The organism is Paenibacillus sp. SEL3 (genome assembly GCF_054602585.1).
This window is the reverse complement of the sequence record NZ_CM137725.1, coordinates 5,932,501-5,953,395: the sequence shown is the minus strand read 5'-3', so window position 1 is coordinate 5,953,395 and position 20,895 is coordinate 5,932,501. Positions and strand designations below refer to the sequence as shown.

General features: G+C 44.4%; 14 protein-coding genes and 2 rRNA genes (1 of these 16 only partly in view). 2 read left to right on the top strand and 14 right to left on the bottom strand.

What is annotated here, in order from left to right; all coding sequences use genetic code 11:
- The 10 genes from ACYCS5_RS27350 to ACYCS5_RS27305 all read right to left on the bottom strand — a co-directional run bounded on the left by ACYCS5_RS27350 (position 1) and on the right by ACYCS5_RS27305 (position 12,558).
- Positions 1-1,110, bottom strand: a complete 1,110-nt coding sequence (locus ACYCS5_RS27350) for a TolC family protein (protein ID WP_459760453.1) — start codon at positions 1,108-1,110, stop codon at positions 1-3.
- Between the two features lie 181 nt (positions 1,111-1,291).
- Positions 1,292-3,304 carry an ABC transporter permease gene (locus tag ACYCS5_RS27345; RefSeq protein ID WP_165150586.1) on the bottom strand — a complete coding sequence of 671 codons (2,013 nt, stop codon included), beginning with the start codon at positions 3,302-3,304 and terminating at the stop codon, positions 1,292-1,294.
- A complete protein-coding gene (locus tag ACYCS5_RS27340; protein ID WP_165150584.1) occupies positions 3,270-4,049 on the bottom strand; it encodes an ABC transporter ATP-binding protein in 780 nt (259 codons plus the stop codon). Before ACYCS5_RS27340 ends, ACYCS5_RS27345 begins: the two co-directional genes overlap by 35 nt.
- 100 nt (positions 4,050-4,149) lie before the next feature.
- Entirely contained in the window at positions 4,150-5,136 is a 987-nt protein-coding gene (locus tag ACYCS5_RS27335; RefSeq protein WP_165150582.1) for a sensor histidine kinase, read from the bottom strand.
- Positions 5,133-5,834, bottom strand: coding sequence for a response regulator transcription factor (locus tag ACYCS5_RS27330; protein ID WP_069011312.1), 702 nt, complete (start codon positions 5,832-5,834; stop codon positions 5,133-5,135). Before ACYCS5_RS27330 ends, ACYCS5_RS27335 begins: the two co-directional genes overlap by 4 nt.
- Before the next feature lie 486 nt (positions 5,835-6,320).
- Entirely contained in the window at positions 6,321-7,163 is an 843-nt protein-coding gene (locus ACYCS5_RS27325) for a carbohydrate ABC transporter permease (protein WP_029518494.1), read from the bottom strand.
- Positions 7,164-7,191: 28 nt separating this feature from the next.
- Positions 7,192-8,070 carry a carbohydrate ABC transporter permease gene (locus ACYCS5_RS27320; RefSeq protein ID WP_029518495.1) on the bottom strand — a complete coding sequence of 293 codons (879 nt, stop codon included), beginning with the start codon at positions 8,068-8,070 and terminating at the stop codon, positions 7,192-7,194.
- 79 nt (positions 8,071-8,149) lie between these two features.
- Positions 8,150-9,451 (bottom strand): ABC transporter substrate-binding protein, encoded by a 1,302-nt coding sequence (locus ACYCS5_RS27315; protein ID WP_459760452.1) that lies wholly within the window; start codon positions 9,449-9,451, stop codon positions 8,150-8,152.
- A gap of 199 nt (positions 9,452-9,650) precedes the next feature.
- Complete coding sequence (locus tag ACYCS5_RS27310; protein WP_029518497.1) at positions 9,651-10,757, bottom strand: response regulator transcription factor; 1,107 nt, start codon at positions 10,755-10,757, stop codon at positions 9,651-9,653.
- Positions 10,750-12,558: a cache domain-containing sensor histidine kinase gene (locus ACYCS5_RS27305; protein ID WP_459760451.1), complete on the bottom strand. Its 1,809-nt coding sequence runs from the start codon at positions 12,556-12,558 to the stop codon at positions 10,750-10,752. The genes ACYCS5_RS27310 and ACYCS5_RS27305 overlap by 8 nt, the downstream gene beginning before the upstream one ends.
- Positions 12,559-12,735: 177 nt before the next feature.
- On the opposite strand from ACYCS5_RS27305, the gene ACYCS5_RS27300 reads away from it, so the two are divergent.
- Together ACYCS5_RS27300 and ACYCS5_RS27295 are read left to right on the top strand one after the other, a co-directional pair.
- A complete protein-coding gene (locus ACYCS5_RS27300) occupies positions 12,736-13,722 on the top strand; it encodes a LacI family DNA-binding transcriptional regulator (RefSeq protein ID WP_029518499.1) in 987 nt (328 codons plus the stop codon).
- Positions 13,723-13,806: 84 nt separating this feature from the next.
- Entirely contained in the window at positions 13,807-16,083 is a 2,277-nt protein-coding gene (locus ACYCS5_RS27295; RefSeq protein ID WP_165150578.1) for an alpha-galactosidase, read from the top strand.
- A 297-nt stretch (positions 16,084-16,380) separates the two neighbouring features.
- Here the strand turns inward: ACYCS5_RS27295 and ACYCS5_RS27290 are convergent, their stop codons facing one another.
- The 4 genes from ACYCS5_RS27290 to ACYCS5_RS27275 all read right to left on the bottom strand — a co-directional run.
- Entirely contained in the window at positions 16,381-17,103 is a 723-nt protein-coding gene (locus ACYCS5_RS27290) for a YjjG family noncanonical pyrimidine nucleotidase (RefSeq protein WP_165150576.1), read from the bottom strand.
- Positions 17,104-17,375: 272 nt separating this feature from the next.
- On the bottom strand, positions 17,376-18,227 hold the full coding sequence (locus tag ACYCS5_RS27285) for an alpha/beta fold hydrolase (RefSeq protein ID WP_029518502.1): 852 nt from the start codon (positions 18,225-18,227) through the stop codon (positions 17,376-17,378).
- 278 nt (positions 18,228-18,505) lie between these two features.
- Positions 18,506-18,622, bottom strand: a 5S ribosomal RNA gene (gene rrf, locus ACYCS5_RS27280).
- A 150-nt stretch (positions 18,623-18,772) separates the two neighbouring features.
- A 23S ribosomal RNA gene (locus tag ACYCS5_RS27275) occupies positions 18,773-20,895 on the bottom strand (it continues 823 nt past the right edge of the window).

Here is a 20,895-nt window from a genome sequence, read left to right as displayed (position 1 = left end):
CTATACACTCCACGGCTTGTTTAAAGCATGTTGCAGCAGCGTCATTTGAACAATGAGTTCATCCATATTCCGTTCGATTTGCTTTACTTTCAACTGATTCGTGGCGACCTCCGTACCTGTTGCAAATCCACGTGCCTTTCTTTTGCGAGAAATGTCCAACACTTTACTAAGGTTCTGTAGATTACTTCGCATTTGTTCGTATTGTTCTTCATTTTGCTGTAAATTAAAGTACATACTTTTCAGTGTTTCTGCCAGTTGATCCTTGGTATTTTCCAGTCCACCTTGTGCTGAATCTACATCTATCTGTTTAATTTCATAGTCATCCGTTCCCGAGTTCCACGTGTAATATTTAATTTCCATTTTTGCTAGCTTGACTGCCTCCTCCTGTCTCCATACCGAAGGACTCGCTGAGATGGCACGCGACACTAGCGTATCCAGATTCGTGTTATCCATTTTCCGGTAAACGGGTCTGTCCACCAGTTCATATAAATTTCCTTGTGACTGTCCCATTTGTGTATTAAGCGAATCCTGCGCTTTTTGCAGTGCAGCTTTAGCAATGTCTACATTCTTTTGAGCCTCTATACGAGTCTGAATAATCGTACTTCGATCACCTGGAGAAATTTTTCCACGGTTGGCCTTCGCTTCAGCAGCTTTTTCCTCCAATAGCGCAAGCGAAAGTGCATCCTCACTACTCTTTACTTTGTTATCAGCCAGAAGTACGTCATAATAATTCTTCATTGCAGTGTAATCTGTCTGATCTTGGGCAAGTTCGATTTGCTTTTTGGATTCCAAATAAGAAACTGTCGATGAAGCATACCCCTTCCATGCTGAACTACTAGCCGCATCTTCTTCACCGTTGCCTTGACCTGCCGGAATGAAGTCCAGATTCTTGCCTGCATTTTTTAGCATAATCCGGTTGCGATCTATCGTCTGCTGGGCTTCCTTCAAGCTAAAACTATTGAATTGTGCCCACTGCTGGGCTTGACTCAGTGTTAATTTCACACTTGCTTTGGTAACCTGCTGCTGCGCCTCCTCTGCTTGAACAAAGGACTCTGATAAAGAACTGGCCGACAAGGCGAGCAGCAATAAAATGAACATACGTTTTTTCATAGATATCCCCACTTTAAAAATATGGTAACGACTAAGGTCGGTTCTTAAATAAGTTGTTATATGAATTATGTGTTTTCTTCTGTATCCCACTTGAGACCTTACCTTCTATTCGGTGCACATTCCAGAAAGGAGGAACACCGTCCTGCCCTTCTGCAACTTTTTACACACAACGTACCGTTCCTTATAGTATCTTTAAATCTAATTGACGAAGATACAGAGAACGTACAATAAGAAAGGAAAGAAATTGGATGGCCCAGAAGCACAGCATAATCTGAATCAGCGTAAGATGAACGGGTACTCCATATATTACAGATGGTTCTGACATCACTAAACAAAGCACCATTCCCATAGACGATACGACTAATGGCAGAAGAAACAGGAATGCAATTTGTCTGGAAGCCGATTGTCTCATTTCCCTTGAGTTTAGTCCAATTTTCGATAAAGCTCGGTATATTTCTTCATCTCGCTGAAGATCTACATATAGTCTGAAATACAGCAGGCTTACTGTACTTGCCAACATAATAATGGCGATAAATCCGCCAATAAATTCACTAATAACCAGATCCATCTCCGATGTCAAATAGTCTACGGCCCTAGAGTTAAGCACCCCTTTATTCACCCTATTGGCCAACACAGAATACAACCATACCTCTTGTTGAGTTTCAGAAGTTTCTAAGGAAAGCTGGCCATTCTTCCATTTTGGCACAAAATAATAAGTAGATTTAAATGCCAACGGATCATTGAAATACCGATGTTCAATTAAATAGTCGTAAGTTCGATCAGAAACAACAAGTAGCCTTCCTAGTTCAGAGACGATATTTCCATCAAACTTCAGGTTATGATCTATCGTCTTAGTATCCATAATCTCAAGATTCATCATATGAGATTTCCCTTGCTTGTAAGTTAGCTTTTTTTCAAAAAGGGTTTTCTTTTCTTCGAGAGGCATCTCGTTTGGATCGATAATGAAAAAACCTTGATTCTCCCGAAGCGTAGGTACCTGTTTTAGCTTCTTAAACTTGGAAGCAAGTGCTTCATAGTTGGATTGTTTCATCACTGGCGCAATCTGTTCCCGAAAAGGGAAGACTAATACTTCACCTTTTCCATAATCCACTCCAGCCGTATACAGATTTTGGTCAATCTCTTTTTCAAGCTCGTTAGAACTTACAACATCAGAAGTAAATGCAAATGAATAAGATTGCTCCCTAAGAAATCTTTTTTGCTGTTGCATGGAGTCAAAAGTTGATGCGGCTCCTACACAGGAAATGATAGAAATGAGGGTAATCAATGAAAAAAGCCCGGCATTATTCCTCATTTTATATGTGATCTCAGATAACCATAACAAACGCGATCCGCTCCAAGACCATTTCCTGTTAGCTCTAAGCAATTGAATGAATAGTACACATGATTGAGTATAAAATAAGTAAATACCCAGAGATCCCATTATAATTGTATATTTAAAGGTGTCTCCAACCGAATAGTGCAATATATAAAAGGAAAGGGTCCCTAAACGATAAGGTGCCAGATAAATGTAGGGTGAAAAATCAAGCTTCATTAAATATACAGCCGCTCCGATTAATACTACGGCAAGAATGGACAGACTCCATGAAGCTTTAGGCTCTTTGTTGAGCTGAGGAGCCTTGCTAAAAAGCTGCTGTAGTTTAAAACGTCGGATAAAGAAAACAGACACAAGTGAGATCAATATAAACAAAAACATAAAGCCGATTCCTGTAAAAGCCAGTGCCTTCCAGGGAAAATAAAATCTCAAATATATTCCTGTGATTTTGGAGCCCAAAAGCAGAAAAAACTTCGCTGAAACAAATCCCCCAATCATACCAGTAACCAATGATAAAAAGCCTATAATTAGATTTTCAATAGCTATCAAAAAATAAATTTGCCTATGACTTGCTCCTAAAATGGTGAGTATACCCAATTCTTTCTTACGTGCAGCAACAAAGATATTATTTGTGTATAATACGAAAAAAAAGGAAAATACAAAAATCAACAAATCCGCAACCTGTAATCCCTTTTTTACATTAGCTGCTGTGATTACATTCGAGACATCCGGGTGAAAAATAAATACCGCATATACGAAAAAAATCGTAATCATCAAGGAGCTGCTTAAATAATAAGGAACGTAAGCACGCGCATTGCGTTTGAGATTATTCCATGCTAACAGACGAAAGCTCATGTGCATGTCTACTTCCCCCCAAAAAGGAGAGCATATCTATGATTTCCTGAAAAAATATTTGCTGACTATGACTACGACGGATTTCATTATATAACTCACCATCTTTAATAAAAATTACCCGGTCGCAATAGCTGGCTTCCAAGGCGCCGTGTGTTACCAGCACAATTGTAGAATAGTCTACACGGTGGACAAGGCTCAGCATTTCCATTACAACATGCGAAGACTTGGAATCGAGATTTCCGGTTGGTTCATCTGCAAGCAGGAGCGAAGGAGAATGAATCATAGCCCTGCCTATGGCTGCACGTTGTTTTTGTCCCCCCGATACCTCATAAGGCCGTTTGTCTAAAACATCTGTAATATCCAGTTTTTTCGCTACCTCTTCCAGTTTGTGCTCCATTTCCTTTAACCCTTTTTTATTCAGCATCAGAGGAAACAGTATGTTTTCTCCCAAAGTGAGGGTTTCCAGCAAATTATAATCTTGAAATACAAGGCCCAGTTCTTTGCGGCGAAATAAAGCCAGCTTATCCTTCTTGAGCAGATGTGGATTTTCTCCTTTAATGCTAACCTCGCCAGAAGTCGGCATATCAATGGTCGAAATCATATTTAATAATGTAGTCTTCCCACTACCAGACGGCCCCATAATACCAACAAACTCGCCTTGTTTGATCGTTAAATGGATATTGTTAAGAGCTCGGTAGGGAACCTTGCCATAGTATATTTTGGTAACTTGATCCATTCGTACAATCTCCATCGTTCATTCCTTTCTTTTCCTATGCTATGATCATAATCCATCCAGATAAGTGAAGCGACCGATTAACATTACAAAAACCTTAAATGTGTTGTAAGGTTTCTCATTTGCCAATGGAAAACAGGATTTGAACCGTCGTCCCTTTACCAACCGTCGATTTCAATTGAATATCATGATTCAGTCTTTTGCAGATTTCAGACACCAAATAGAGTCCCATCCCGGTTGATTCACGATACTTCCGCCCATTTTCACCTGTGTAATAAGCCTCAAATACCCGTTCTATGTCTTTTTTAGGGATACCAATCCCCTCATCCTTTACTTCCAACACAATGACATGCTCTCTTACGTCAGACATCAGCTTCAGACTGCGGGCATGACCTGAAGAGTACTTTACCGCATTGGTCACCAATTGGTTAATGATAAATCTTAGCCATTTGGCATCGGTAATCACACTCAACTGCTCGTCCACTTCATTGGAAGGATAAATTTCGTTGCGGATCAATAATCTTTTGTTATCATAAATCACATCACTAACCAGCTTTCGTAATACAACAGGCTCCACATGAAAGTCAGGTTCAAAGGATTCCAATCGTGACATATACAAAATCATGTCCAGTCCTTTTCCCATTCGATCAATCTCATCGTGAATCTGATCCGATTCGGGGTCTATTCTTCCTTTAAGGATTAAATGAATAACAGAAAGAGGAGTTTTCATCTGATGAACCCACTGATTGATAAACGTAATATGATCGCGCTGCTGATGCTCTAACTGATGAATTCGGGACTGATACAATCGATAATATTGCAAAAGCAAATGTTGTAAAGAAGCGGCTAACGGATTAAGTACCTTCATCTGAATAAGCTCATCTAAATCTTTAATGTTTGTAGTGGATAATATGCGATATAAACCAGAATACATAACGAACCGGAACAGCAAATAGCCCCCCAATAGGATGGACCCAAAAAAGACGGAATATAGGGCCGTCGACCAGTTACGGTAACCATCCATCCAATAGATACTTAACACAAGAAAAAGTTGGATGATATTAAAAATGACCAGCGAAAAATGGTCGCGCCAAAAAAGCTTCACCGTTCTTCCTCCTCAGTCAAGTGAAGCCGATAGCCAGCCCCTCGAACCGTCTCTATGATATCCCCTAGTCCCAGCTCGCTCAGTTTTTTGCGGACACGAGTGACATAAACATTCAGAGTGTTCTCCCCTACATATTGGTCATCATCCCATAAAGCCTCTAAGATATGAACTCGCCCTACAACCTGCTTAGGATATGTCATCAATAGCTCCAGTAGGGCCGCTTCTTTATGGCTCATCTCTACCTGCTTGTCATGGTATACAAGTTCCATAATGTCGGGATACAAAGTCAAGCCTGACACCGTTAAGGATCGTGATGGTGGAGCAACGGCATAGGAACCATAGGCACGCCGTAAATTACTTTCTACTTTGGCCAGTAGTACTTCGGGATAAAATGGTTTCGTAATGTAATCATCTGCTCCGTTTTGCAAAGCAATGACCTGATCCATTTTATCATCACGTGCAGACACAAAAAGGATGGGGCATGTAGACTGAGTCCGTATTTGCCTGCACCAATAAAATCCATCAAAACGAGGTAGATTCACATCAAGTAGTACCAAATCAGGCTTTACCTCTTCAAAGATAGCCAGAACTTGATCAAAATTTGAAACAATAATTCCTTGATAACCATATTTCTCAAGATAGGATTGGAGCAAGGAGCTGATTTGAGGGTCATCTTCTACTATTAATATCTTTTGCATCGTGTTTTCTACCTTCTTAGTGCTTGAATTTTTAACAACTGATTTCTCTATAATGCCTTTATTTGATCATTCAAGCAATAACAACAATCTAATCCCCTTTGGTTGTAGATTTAAGAGGTTTTCGTGGTAGTGTATATAGAACCCCGGATAATATGCATGGTGCCAAATACCAGAGTGATTAACAATGTAATTATAATAACGACAACTATGACTGTTATAATAGTTCTTTTACGATTTTTTAATATTTCATTGAAACTTTGCTTTGGATCTTTCAAACTGCTCACTTCTTTCCTTGCCTAGCTATTTACCAGCATAATTAGCTTCTACATAACGAACAACAGTTGAATCTTACAAAAACATTTCTTTGCTGTAAGGTTTCTGATTACCTACAGACCATCGTCGGATTGAACTAACGTATGTACATAACAAAACTGCCCGGGGTTGAGAATCTTTTTCTGATTCTCAACCCCGGGCAGTTTATCCTTTCTATCCTTTTACAGCGGAACCTACCGTCATCGCCCGCTCCACTTGTTCACTCAAGAACAGGTAGACAAGTACCATCGGTAAGGAGGCCATAGTCATAACAGCTCCCATGGCTCCCCAATCCGTACTGTAGGAACCCTGGAAGAAAAGTAAGCCTAGAGGCAATGTTTTCATATTTTCATCAGAAATTAGAATATAGGCCAAAGTGAACTCATTCCAGTTGTTCAAGAATTGAAAAATGGCTACCGTCGCAATTGCAGGCAATGCAAGTGGCATAATGATTTTCAGGAACAGTCTATAAATATTAGCTCCATCCATGCATGCCGCCTCTTCAATCTCTTTAGGAATTGCTGTTAGGAATCCATAGAAAATCATTGACGAGAAAGGAAGCCCAATTGCGATATAAGGAAGAATAAGAGCTCCGTACGTATTCGTAAGATGAAAATCGCGAACCAGAATCGCCAGCGGTATCATGATAACCTGCAGTGGCATAAACATTCCTATGATCATATAAGTTCGGACAGCAGAACGAAACCTCCATCTCATACGAGCCACTGCGAAGGCAAACATCAGAGCCAGCAAAAGGATGAACAAAGTCGAAATCGTTGACACAACCAGACTGTTCAGAAAGTAACGGGGAATATTAAATTGCGTCCACGCATTGATGTAATTTTCGTAACGAAAATGCGTTGGCAGTCCAAATGGGTTAGAGACAAAGATCTCATCGTTGTTCTTGAACGAGTAGGAAACCATCCAGAACAACGGGTAGACCGAGACAATAAAATACAACCACAGCGGTATCTGCAGAACAGCTTGTCTGAACTTGCTCAAAGCAGTTTTACTCATTTCGTTCTCCTTTTCAATACACGCCTTATCAGGCGGTTTGTCCGCGGTCGAACAGCTTATTGATAACTACAGTTGCCAGTAGTGAGATTAGTACAAGCAGCACGGATACAGCACACGCATACCCATAATTGCTTTCCATAAAAGCATAACGGTAAATCATGAATGTCAATGTATAGTTTGTAGTGCCGGGCCCTCCGTTTGTCATAATCAGCATCTGCACAAAGGCCCCTATTCCAGAGGTAATCGCAATAATGAAGCAGAATTTGTACGTTTCCCTCATCAGTGGAAGCGTGACATGCCAGTGCGCTCTCCATTTGCTGCAACCGTCAATCGTGGCGGCTTCAAAGTAGTCTTCGGGTATTGACTTAACTCCCGCATATAACAACGCAAATTGATAACCCATAAACTGCCAGGCATTAACGAAGGCAATGGCAATAATCGATGCTGTCGGGGAGCTCAGCCAATTTTGCTGGTACGGGATGTTCAAGAGATCAAACAGTCGGTTGATCAATCCGTTAGTTGGGTCATAGATTGCGATCCACAGCTGGCACACCACGGTTACCGATAGGACAACTGGGATAAAATAAGACGTTTTCAGTATTTTTCGCCCGCGTGTGCGCGGGTCAGCACAGATTAGCGCTAATAGTGTTCCCAGTCCGATCTGAAAGACCGCCAGAACAATGGCAAATATTAATCCGTTCTTAAGCGAAGTAGCAAGTAGAGGATCGGAGAACAGTTCCCGATAATTACTCAGTCCCGAAAAGGTCAGCGTACTCAGTCCATCCCAATCATAAAAGCTGCGAAGAACGGTTTGCAGAACGGGATATATCAAAATTACGCTATACAGTATCAAAGCAGGGAGGAGAAACAGTGCGAGTGCCGGTTTGTTCCCCAAATATTTATTCATGTCTTGCTTCCACCCCTTATCTTCGGAACAGCATCCCCTAGCGACTTATGCCGCCAAGGGCAGCCGAGTTCCTGAATTCTCAGTTTTCTTTATCCAATGTGCTATTCAGATTGTTCACAAAATCGTTTTCAGAAAAGTTGTCTACCATCAAATTCTGAGTATTGTCATTAATAGTGTTCTGAATTTTTGTACTACTCAGAAGTTGAGCATATTCCTGCGCATTTGGCAGCAACTCTTTGACAACTCGCTGCATCATTGCTGGAACATTGGAGGCGATTGGCTTATCCACTTTCTGCGAAACAATTGGGCTTCCAAGTTGAGTGTATCTGTATTCGGCTGACTTTGTGGCAAGGAACGCCGCTACCTTTACGGCTGTTTCCTTATTTTTGCTACTTGATGATACTGCGTAGCCCTGCGGAGAACCTGAGCCGTCAATGAAATATTTGGATTTCTCGTAGGTTGCTTCATCCTTTGCAGGCCAGTATATCCAGTCGACCTGGTCGCCCAGCTTTTCCTGTGAGCTGTAAATTTCCCATTGTCCATTCACGAACATGGCAGCTTTGCCCTGATAAAACAGGGACGAAGCCTGATCATAATTGGTGTTCGTCGCGTTTGCATCGAATAATCCGGCTGCTTGCAGTTGCTTCATCTGCTGTGCCGCTGTTACGAATGCTTCCGGCAATGCTTTTACACCCTTCTCATCAAGTGCTCCAAATCCACGCGGCTGCTCCCTTGTAACCAGCCCATTATAGAAAGCGGTCGTAATCCATTTTTCTTTGGCAAAGATTGACATAGGTACGTAACCAGCAGCTTTCAACTTTTTCGCTGCATCGGTCATCTGGTCAATCGTCTTAAGCGGTGTTTTAATTCCTACCTTCTCGAAAATTGACTTGTTGTAATAGATCATTTGGAATTCAATGCCGGTTTCGGGATAAGCATATACATGATTGTCTGGAGCTACTAAACGCGATTCAACACCCGGATTAAGATTCTTCTTGAATTCGGCCGTTGTGTCATAGTTGTCCAGCACCTCAACATTTTTCGATTTTGCGAAAGTTTGCAGGACAGCCCAATCCGCTAAATAGACATCCGGCATATTGCCCGTTGCCGCATAAGTTTTAAGCTTCTGTCCTCCGTCCTGTACGGCAGGATCCAGTTCAATTTCTACGTTTGGCATCTTCTTTTTAAGCTCTTCCACCGCATAATCGAACGGCTTTATGGTATCGTCATCAAAATGTTGTGCATACACCTTTAATTTGATCGTACCGTCCCCTGCCTCGCTCTTGGAAGAGGTCGAGTTATCTTCCCCACAAGCAATCAATCCAATCGACATAGTGAGCACTAGCAAAGCTGCACTCCAACTTTTGTAAGTTTTTTTCATTTGCTTAATCCCCCTCATGCAGTGTGTTTTATGTTTGCGCTTTCATTTGCATGACTACAGTATACTGCCGCTTCTATTCTTGATTAAGGAATAAAACGGGCATAACCAGTAAAAAACGGGACAAATAGAGCAGCGGTTCTCCGTATATAGGAAAACCGCCAGGCTTAAATCGAAGTTGTCCTGCCTCGCAGGACAGGCGCTACCTTTTTTTGAGTTGCTCATATTCAGTGGGTGTCATGCCAAAGCGTTTCTTGAAGCATTTGCCAAAATAATTGGGGTCACTGTATCCTACACTTTCAGCGATTTCTGACAGCTTCCGATTTCCTTTCAGCAAAAGCTCCTTAGCCTTCTTCATTCGGATGTGTGTAATATGATCCACTATGGAAAAGCCAGACTCCTTGCGAAATACGCGGCGCAGGTAGCTGGGATCGACGAATACTCCGCACGAAACCTGCTCAGCAGACAGCTCTGAGTCTGCATAATGTTCCTCAATATAGTTGATCGCCGCCACAAATAAATTGGAAGCCTTCGTAGGACGCATATTCTCCATCAGTTGGATCAGCTTGCGGTATAGAGCGAGCATCCAACCTTCAGCAGCCTCCCAGGAATCTAACTCTCGCAGCCGTTCGTAAGGAGAATTGTCTCCTCCATTTTCCCATAGCCGGTCATAAGGAATGCCTCGTTCACTGGCAAAGGAAAGGGCTAAAGATACGATTCCCATAAGCATCGCATCTGCGTATTCGTCTCCCCATTTATATTTACTAAGCTGACGGATTGCCTTACGGACCTCCTCTAGCGTTTCACTGTCTTTCATTCGGAGGTCAAGCACAACCGCATCGCGTAGATGGCCCAAATCAGGCATACCTGCTCTGCTATGCAACACTTCGCCGCCCTGTCCCCTTAACTCTGCACTTTCGCTCTCCTGTGGAAGCACCGGTAGCTTCGGCTTAATGCGTTCCAACATCGAGAGCATTTCTTCTGCATTGAACGGCTTCAACAAATAATCCTGTACTCCGGTTCGAACCGCCTTCTGTAGGTATTCAAATTCGTTATGTCCAGATATGAATACAATAACGATGCGTTCGAACTTGACTTTCAACCTCTTGGCTAATTCAATTCCGTCAATGAAGGGCATATTGATATCTACGAGGGCGAGATGTGGCTGATGCCGCTCGGCTTCCTGAAGTGCTTCCTGTCCGTTCCTTGCTTCGCAGCAAACCCGAAAACCATGAATTTCCCAATCTATCTTCATACGCAGAAAGTCTCGGAACAGCGGTTCATCATCGACAATCATCACTTTATACATTTTGGTGTTCACTCCCCTTTGGCAGCATCGGCAGCGACAGGTCAACAGTTGTTCCCTTCGTGAGCACACTTTGCACGGATATCCCATACTCCTCGCCAAAATACAGGCTCAGCCGCTGCTGAACGCTGTAGGTGCCGATTGATCGTATTCCTTCTTCCGGCAAATGTCTGGACATAATGGTCTGAACCTGTATTTCGTTCATCCCCACACCGTTGTCCTCCACTCGAACGACCACCTTATCGCCCTGTCTAAAGGCAAAAATGCGGATAAAACCTTTTGTTCCTTTCTTCTTAAGGCCATGGTAAATCGAATTCTCGACAAGCGGCTGAAGCGAGAGCTTCGGGATCGGTGTACCTTCAAACTCGGGAGGAATATCCACTTCATAGCGAAACACATCGGGATAACGGATTTGCAGAATCGTCAGGTAATCATCAGTAATCTGAGCTTCCTTTTCTAAAGTGATTAGTTCCCGTCCCTTGTTCAGCACCATTCGATAAAAATCTGCCAGCGCTTTTGTAGTATCTCTAGCCTCCTCATTACGATCTAACTCATTGAGTGCATAAATGGTATCCAAAGTGTTGTACAGAAAATGCGGTTTAATTTGGGCGCTTATCAGTGCAAGCTCATATTCACGCTTACGGTTCTGTTCCTGCCTTACCTCATCCAGCAGTTCCCGAACCCGTCTTACCATAAAGTTAAACGCTTCCGCAATGGTACCGATTTCATCTTCAGTACGGACTGTCGCAACAGGTTGCAAATCACCAGTTACTACTTTTCGCATGGCCTTAGTCAATTGTTCGAGAGGACTAACGACCATTCTGGACAGAAAGCTGGCACCCAGCCAGGAAAAAACAAGGCATAACACACCGATTAATAGCGACAATCTAACATTTTGCCGGACATCAGCTGTAAGCAGGCTAAGAGAAACAATATTGACCAACTTCCATTCCATACGGTTATAATCAGTGACCGTTATCAGGTTGCGCTCATACTCGAATGAACACGTTCCATGGGATGCATTAGGGGCACAACGTTGGATGGCCTCACCCAACTGCGGATTCACCGGATTCATCAGCATCTCATTGTCTTCTGCCACAGCCACGCGCATTTCGTTATCTAAAAAATAATAAGATTTAGGCGCATCTGGATCGCTGGAACGAAAGTAATCGGACAAACCTTCTTCCTTCACTAACAGAAAAAGCGTTCCATATGGTTCGCCGGTGTCTATATTAATGACCGTCTTCCCCAGCGTCAAAACGGGAGAGCTCGGATCTGGTGTTAGGAAATCCCTCTTCTCCATATCAAACCAGAGGGCCTGTCCATAACTTTCAGATTCCCTTACCCGCTTAAGCATGCTATAGATCTTGCGATCATCCCCGCTTTCGGTATAAGAGGCGAAAATCTTCCCTTCGTTATCAATGAAGACAGCGGCATCCACCTCACGAAAGATTGACAAATCAATGGATAGGCGGCTCTGCATCAAGTTTCTAAACTGAATAGGCTCCATGGCAGTATCAGGTTTGGCACCGTATGAATCATACATCCGGTTAATATTCGTGACCATAATATTGGCCGCCGTCTCCACACTCCTGAATATGTAATCGGTCCTAGACAAGATAAGCTGAGACTCATCGACCACATTGCTGGTAGTTTGGTCTATCAAAGAACGGCTGAAAAGTTGGTTGGACAATAGTCCAAGAATAAGCAGAGAAACAATAATTAGCGGAAGAAATACCGCTATAACCTTGCTTTTAAAGCGAAGTCGACCAAACCACTTACGAGCTAGTGACAGAATATTCACCTAGAACCCCTCCGTCATCAAGAGAATATCCATCATGTTAACACAAACAATCTCTACAGTAGTAGATCAAAAATAAAGTTTAAAAAATTCAACCGTCCATCTTGAAAGTACTTTAGAGATGTGTTAGGATAAAGTCGATTTTTAGTAAAATTATTAACTAAAAAGGTGTGAGCTCTTTTGGCAACCATTAAAGACATTGCCCGCGAAGCGGGTGTGTCTGCCGCAACCGTTTCAAGGGTTTTAAATAACGATCTGTCACTGTCCGTAAGCTCAGACACCAAAAACAGAATTTTTTTGGTTGCCGAGCAACTCGGGTATAAGCCTACCCGGCTGAGGCAATTAAAGCAGAATACGGAACGGGCCGGGAAAATGGTCTCCCTCCTGCTGTGGTGTTCTATTGAGGAGGAAAGAGACGATCCTTATTACGCCTCGATCCGCCGTGGAATCGAACTGCGCTGTGAAGAGCTTGGCCTGACGTTGGGACAGACCTTGCGAGGCCGCTCGTCCATCGGCACCTTACAGAAGGCGGATGGTCTGATTGTTGTGGGCGGCGTTGATCCTGAAGAGGTATTCAAGCTTCATCCTGACAAGAACACCATTGTCCTTGTCGACCAGTACCATGAACAGTTGGAGTATGATTCTGTACGACTTCATTTCAGACAAGCTGTTGATCAGGCACTCGGACATCTACTTGAGCTTGGCCATCGACAAATCGGATTTATCGGCGGTAAGAGCGACGGTGAGCGAAGGGCGCATTATTTTGAACGATTCATGCGGGAACAAGGGTTGTACAATCCTCAATTCGTCCGTATAGGTTCCTGGAGTACCGCGGATGGTTATCTCATGATGAACGAACTCCTAGCCCAACAGGAACGACCGACAGCCTGCTTCGTCGCAAGCGATCCGCTCGCTATTGGTGCCCTCCGCGCCCTTCATGGACTTGGAGTCAAGGTACCAGAGGATATGGCTGTTGTTGGCTTCGACGACATTGAGATGGCAGCCTTCGTGCAGCCTCCGCTAACCACTATCCGTGCATATCCCGAACAGATGGGAAAGGCTGCCGTGCAACTGCTCTCTGAACGGTTTGAGGGGCGTGAACCACCTGCGTATAGCGTGATCGGGACTAAGCTTGTCATTCGAGAAAGCTCATGCAAAAAAGGCTAAAATTAGTACTTGAGAGTCTTATTGTCATTGATTAATATCCTTTCGTAAAACAATCAATATGATAACCCCTGAGGAGTGAATATCATGAACATTCATGTTAACGAAGCGCTTGGTTTGTTTCATTTGCAGTCCAAGGATTGCAGCTATATTATCCAGCTAGTAGAAGGATATCCCGCACATGTCTATTGGGGAGCTCAACTTCATCATGACCAAAGTCTCGCAAGTATATTGGAACTTAGGGAGCGTTGCTCCTTCTCTCCCACTCCCGTTTCTTCCAGTCGTATAATTTCTTTGGACACGCTTCCTCAGGAATACCCCCAGTATGGAACAAGCGACTTTCGTCAACCGGCTTACCAGGTTGCACTTGCGGACGGAACTCGAACTACTGAGCTAAAATATAGTGGTTACCGTATTGAACCGGGTAAACCCAAGCTCGAGGGACTTCCTTCCGTCTATGCCGAATCGGATGATGAAGCCACAACCCTCTATTTGATCCTTGAGGATCAATACTCGGGGCTTAAGACTACACTGCTCTATACTGTATTTGCGAACCACAGTGCCATTGCTAGATCTACTCTTTTTGAACAAAAGGGAAGCGCTACCATGAATATTGAACACGCCATGAGCGCCTCTGTCGACTTCGCCGATTCCAACTACCAAGCCCTCTACTTACCTGGAGCCTGGGTTCGGGAAAGACATATCCAACGCCGCGACCTCGGACCTGGCTCCATTCGGCTCGAGAGTAGACGGGGCTCCAGCAGTCACCAAATGAATCCCTTTCTGGCACTGCTTCGGCCTGATGTGACTGAAGATCGTGGGGATGTGTACGGTTTCAGTCTAATCTACAGCAGCAACTTCGTCGCACAGGCAGAAGTAGAGCAGTTCAGTCAGACTCGTGTAAGTATCGGAATCAATCCCTTTGACTTCTCCTGGCGGCTTGAGCCGGGTCAGTCATTCCAGACTCCTGAAGCCGTATTGGTCTTTTCCGAAGAAGGTCTTGGGGGCATGTCACGCACCTATCACCGACTCTATCGCACACGTCTGTGCCGAGGGGCTTACCGTGACAAAGAACGTCCGATTCTCGTGAACAATTGGGAAGCCACATATTTCGACTTCGACGCCGATAAAATCGAGGCGATTGCCAAAGAAGCGGGGCCTCTTGGAATTGAGCTGTTTGTTCTTGATGACGGTTGGTTTGGTAAGCGAGACAACGACAACAGTTCGCTTGGGGACTGGTTCGAAGACCGCCACAAGTTGCCCGGCGGTCTTACTGACCTGGCCAAACGGGTTAATGAACAAGGATTACAGTTTGGTTTGTGGGTTGAGCCGGAAATGGTATCACCTGATAGTGAACTGTACCGCAACCATCCCGACTGGTGCCTGCATGCGGAAGGTCGGCGGCGGACGGAAGGCCGATCCCAACTGGTGCTCGATCTCTCCCGCAAGGAAGTATGCGACTACTTGTACGAGACGCTTAGCTCCGTATTTTCGATCGCTCCAATCACTTATGTCAAGTGGGACATGAACCGTAACATGACGGAGATTGCTTCGGCTACAGCCCCTAGCGAACGACAAAAGGAAACTGCGCACCGTTATATGCTCGGACTTTACGATCTGTTGGAACGTCTGACCTCCCAGTTCCCGGACATCTTGTTCGAAAGCTGTTCTGGAGGCGGTGGGCGATTTGATCCCGGAATGCTCTACTATATGCCGCAGACATGGACCAGTGATGATACCGATGCCATTGAAAGATTGGCTATCCAGTATGGAACAAGCATCGTGTACCCGGCCAGTACCATGGGCGCACATGTATCGAACGTGCCGAACCACCAGGTGGGACGAAACACCTCCCTCGCCATACGTGGCGACGTGGCAATGAGCGGGAATTTTGGCTACGAACTTGACCTTACTGCATTTACGAATGAAGAAAAAGAACTCGCTGCCAAACAAATTGCCCAGTATAAAGAAATCCGTTCCCTTGTACAGCAGGGAGATATGTATCGACTTCTTAGTCCGTTTGAAGGCCGAGGCGACACGGCCTGGATGTTTGTTAGCGAGGACCAATCCGAAGCGTTTGTCGCTTACTTCCGCGTACTTGCTGAACCAAATGGGCCCATCCGGCGACTAACTCTAAAAGGACTTGGCCCAGATAAAAAGTATATAATCGAACACGGGGCGACAGGCAGCACTGCAGTCCATACGGGTAATACCTTAGTGGAAGATGGCGGTTCCCCCTTCCGCGTAGCGTTTGATGGCGAAATTTTTGGAGGCGACCGCCTAATGAAAATTGGGCTTGTTGTCTCGGATCTCTCTGGAGACTTCACCAGCTCTACTTTCCGCCTTAAAGCTATTTCCTGCTAATTGTGAATCTGGCCAGTGACGATAAAAAAATCAAAACAAGGCAGACCGATTTTCCGGCCTGCCTTGTTTAATCACTTTGGTGCCCGTGTTGCTAACCGTGACTCTCCATGTCACTTACCAAATACGCTCGCTTAGTCTCAATTTCGTCCTCTATATCTTCCAGCATATGACCAATGCCTTCTTAAGTGAACGTGTCTGTAATCACAACTCTAAACAATTCATTCAACTTTTCGGTGTCTTTAACTTCCGTCTTCTGATTTCGACATTATTCATCCTGATTTCCAATTTCTCATTCATCTAGATTTCCGCCGATGTACGATTCAGGATGGGACGCTTTGAAAGCACACGATTCGATAACTCCATCAGGCTTTTTATTTCATAAGTAGGTTGAATGCCAGACGCGTTTGTTTTCCCAGCAGGGTTGAACCAACAGGTATCCATTCCGTATTTGTTGCCTCCATGAATATCGGAGGTCAAAGAATCACCAACCATGAGAACCTTACTCTTATCTGAAATGTCTAGCTTAGTAAATGCGTAATCGAAAATACCAGCTTGTGGCTTTTGGCAACCCACTTCCTCTGAAATAATTATCTGTTCAAATACATCACGCAGCGGTGAAAGCTGAATTCTGGAGGTTTGCACCTCTTTGATTCCATTCGTAATGATCGCCAAGCGACAATCAGACAGCATATCACATAATTCAACCGCTCCGTCCATTAAAAAAGCACCTTCACCCAAATAACGTAAATATGCAGCACTAAAAGCATCTGGATTAAAGTCTAGATCATGAAAAGTAAATAATCGCTTAAACCGCTCCACACGCAGTTGCGCTGAGGTAATATGTCCTTCCTCTGCCTCTCGCCACAATACGCTGTTGATTTCATCATAACTAGCTTTATACTCCGTGGCCCCTTGTGGCAAGCCAAATTGGGTAAACGTATTATGTAGCGCATAACTCTCTGCCTTTTTAAAATCAAACAGCGTGTCATCGACATCAAATAAAATAATTTCGTATTTCATAACGACCTCCATATCATTGCTTTACGACTATTGTTCAGTTCCATGAGTCTTAGATTGTTTCTGATAGTAGTACAACGAAAAACTAACAATACATTATTACCTTTCGGTTATTATACAGAACCTAGTTAAACCGTCAAGTCACTAATAACAAAGTCATAGTATTTTGTCACCGGTGCAAAAGGTAAATAACGCTCAATAAGAATGCCCGTAAAATGAAGGTGATTCTCATTTTACGGGCTTCTGAGCATCTAAGAGATGATTTAGCAAAAATCCTAGTGATCTTCATTAATCCATTTAGCTAATGTTTGATCAAAACAATGAGGTTCTTCAAACATTGGGTTATGCCCACTATATTCAAAAATCACTTTTTTCACGTTCTCGTAGGTGTCATCGACCCTATCCCATAAAGAAACTGGCGCAACCAAAAAATCATACCTTCCCAAACCAATATATACAGGTTTGTGGATATCCGCCAAGGATTGTATTAAATTCATGTTACCGAAAGCTTCTCCCCATAAATAATCAATGATAGGCATATTCGTGTATACATCCTTCCACATATAAGCCGCATCGTAAGCATAATCATAAAAGGTTTGGGCTCCCATTCGTATACACATGTGAACAAATCTTCTATCTGGGTCTCTTTTGATATCTTCCTCTAATAAAACAATGTCCTTTTCAAAACGTTCCTTTCTTTCTGGGCTGGCCGTTTCATAAAAGAATGAAGAGCTTTGCCGCTGTCTTTCTTGGCTGTTCGTAGGTGCTGAATTTAATAGCACCACTTTTTGAACATAATCCGGGTATTGTTTAGCATATTCCAAAGCCATAAAGGCATGCCCGGAATGTCCTAATATGATAAATTCATTTAGATGAAGGCATTGTCTTGCTGTTTCTATATCATTAATAACTTTATCCAAAGTATAGTCTTCTGGTTTTAAAGCTCGATTCGGTTTTGCAAACCCTCGATGATCCAGAAAAATAAACTGAAACTTTTTATATAAATGGTCTGAAAATAAACGAGGATAATATACACTACTGCCGATCACCAATATCGGCCTTCCGTTACCTCTTATAGCATACTTCAGCTCAAATCCATCACTAAAAACTGTTTGATAAGTGCTCATTTATAATCACCTTCTCTTTTTCAAATCACTCCCTTTCCTTTGTGTAATTCCCTTGTATTCTCCATAGAACGTTCCAACACTTCAACTCACCTCAGAAAGTACATTTATTTTTATGAGAAAAGTTTAACATGTTTTTTTCAAAAACAAAACGGGTTTACTTTTGTCTTACTTGTCTTGACTTATGGCATTCATACAGGATTTTTGACAAACACATCTTTTGGGAAACAAAAAAACCGCGATTATCGCGGTTTTTTATATAGAGGTCATACTTTTATCGTGCTTGGCGACGTCCTACTCTCCCAGGACCCTGCGGTCCAAGTACCATCGGCGCTGGAGGGCTTAACGGTCGTGTTCGGGATGGGTACGTGTGGAACCCCTCCGCTATCGCCACCAAACATGAATTTGTTATACAAATTCTATCGTACGGTTATTCGCTTCACGACATATCGTGTGAACGAATAGCCATGCATTTGTTGTATGTCACTTGTACATACCTTCAAGGTTACACCCTGAAAACTGGATCCGAAACTCATTGCGTTTTATCTTAGGATAAGCCCTCGACCGATTAGTATTGGTCAGCTCCATGCATTACTGCACTTCCACCCCCAACCTATCTACCTCGTCGTCTTCAAGGGGTCTTACTAATTGGGAAATCTCATCTTGAGGGGGGCTTCACGCTTAGATGCTTTCAGCGCTTATCCCTTCCGTACATAGCTACCCAGCGGTGCTCCTGGCGGAACAACTGGTACACCAGCGGTACGTCCATCCCGGTCCTCTCGTACTAAGGACAGCTCCTCTCAAATTTCCTACGCCCACGACAGATAGGGACCGAACTGTCTCACGACGTTCTGAACCCAGCTCGCGTACCGCTTTAATGGGCGAACAGCCCAACCCTTGGGACCTACTTCAGCCCCAGGATGCGATGAGCCGACATCGAGGTGCCAAACCTCCCCGTCGATGTGGACTCTTGGGGGAGATAAGCCTGTTATCCCCAGGGTAGCTTTTATCCGTTGAGCGATGGCCCTTCCATGCGGTACCACCGGATCACTAAGCCCGACTTTCGTCCCTGCTCGACTTGTAGGTCTCGCAGTCAAGCTCCCTTCTGCCTTTGCACTCTTCGAATGATTTCCAACCATTCTGAGGGAACCTTGGGGCGCCTCCGTTACTCTTTAGGAGGCGACCGCCCCAGTCAAACTGCCCACCTGACACTGTCCTCGCACCGGTTCACGGTACCAAGTTAGAACCTAGATACGATCAGGGTGGTATCCCAAGGATGCCTCCCTTCAAGCTGGCGCTCAAAGTTCTACGGCTCCCACCTATCCTGTACAGATCGTACCCAAATTCAATATCAAGCTGCAGTAAAGCTCCATGGGGTCTTTCCGTCTTGTCGCGGGTAACCTGCATCTTCACAGGTATTAAAATTTCACCGGATCTCTCGTTGAGACAGCGCCCAAGTCGTTACGCCATTCGTGCGGGTCAGAATTTACCTGACAAGGAATTTCGCTACCTTAGGACCGTTATAGTTACGGCCGCCGTTTACTGGGGCTTCGGTTCATAGCTTCGCCCGAAGGCTTACCACTCCCCTTAACCTTCCAGCACCGGGCAGGCGTCAGCCCGTATACTTCGCCTTGCGGCTTCGCACAGACCTGTGTTTTTGCTAAACAGTCGCTTGGGCCTTTTCACTGCGGCCCCCTCGGGCTATTCACCCTACCGAGGCACCCCTTCTCCCGAAGTTACGGGGTCATTTTGCCGAGTTCCTTAACGAGAGTTCTTCCGCGCGCCTTAGAATTCTCTTCTCGCCTACCTGTGTCGGTTTGCGGTACGGGCACCTTCTCCTGGCTAGAGGCTTTTCTTGGCAGTCTGAGATCATGACCTTCGCTACTATAATTTTCGCTCCCCATCACAGCCCAGCCTTAACGATGTGCGGATTTGCCTACACACCAGCCTCACTGCTTAGACGGACATCCATCCGTCCGCGTCACTACCCTACTGCGTCACCCCATCGCTCATAACGGATTACGGTGGTACAGGAATTTCGACCTGTTGTCCTTCGACTACGCCTATCGGCCTCGCCTTAGGTCCCGACTTACCCTGAGCGGACGAACCTTCCTCAGGAACCCTTAGGCTTTCGGCGGATCTGATTCTCACAGATCTTTTCGTTACTCATACCGGCATTCTCACTTGAATGCAGTCCAGCGCTCCTTACGGTACACCTTCAACCCGCATTCAACGCTCCCCTACCCCTGATGCATTGCATCAAGCCATAGCTTCGGTGGTGTGTTTAGCCCCGTTACATTTTCGGCGCAGAGTCACTCGACCAGTGAGCTATTACGCACTCTTTCAATGGTGGCTGCTTCTAAGCCAACATCCTGGTTGTCTGTGCAACTCCACATCCTTTCCCACTTAACACACACTTGGGGACCTTAGCTGATGGTCTGGGCTGTTTCCCTTTCGACAATGGATCTTAGCACTCACTGTCTGACTCCCGGAACTAAATCTATGGCATTCGGAGTTTGACTGAGCTTGGTAACCCTTGCGGGCCCCGCACCCAATCAGTGCTCTACCTCCACGATTCTATTTCCGAGGCTAGCCCTAAAGCTATTTCGGGGAGAACCAGCTATCTCCGGGTTCGATTGGAATTTCTCCGCTACCCCCACCTCATCCCCGC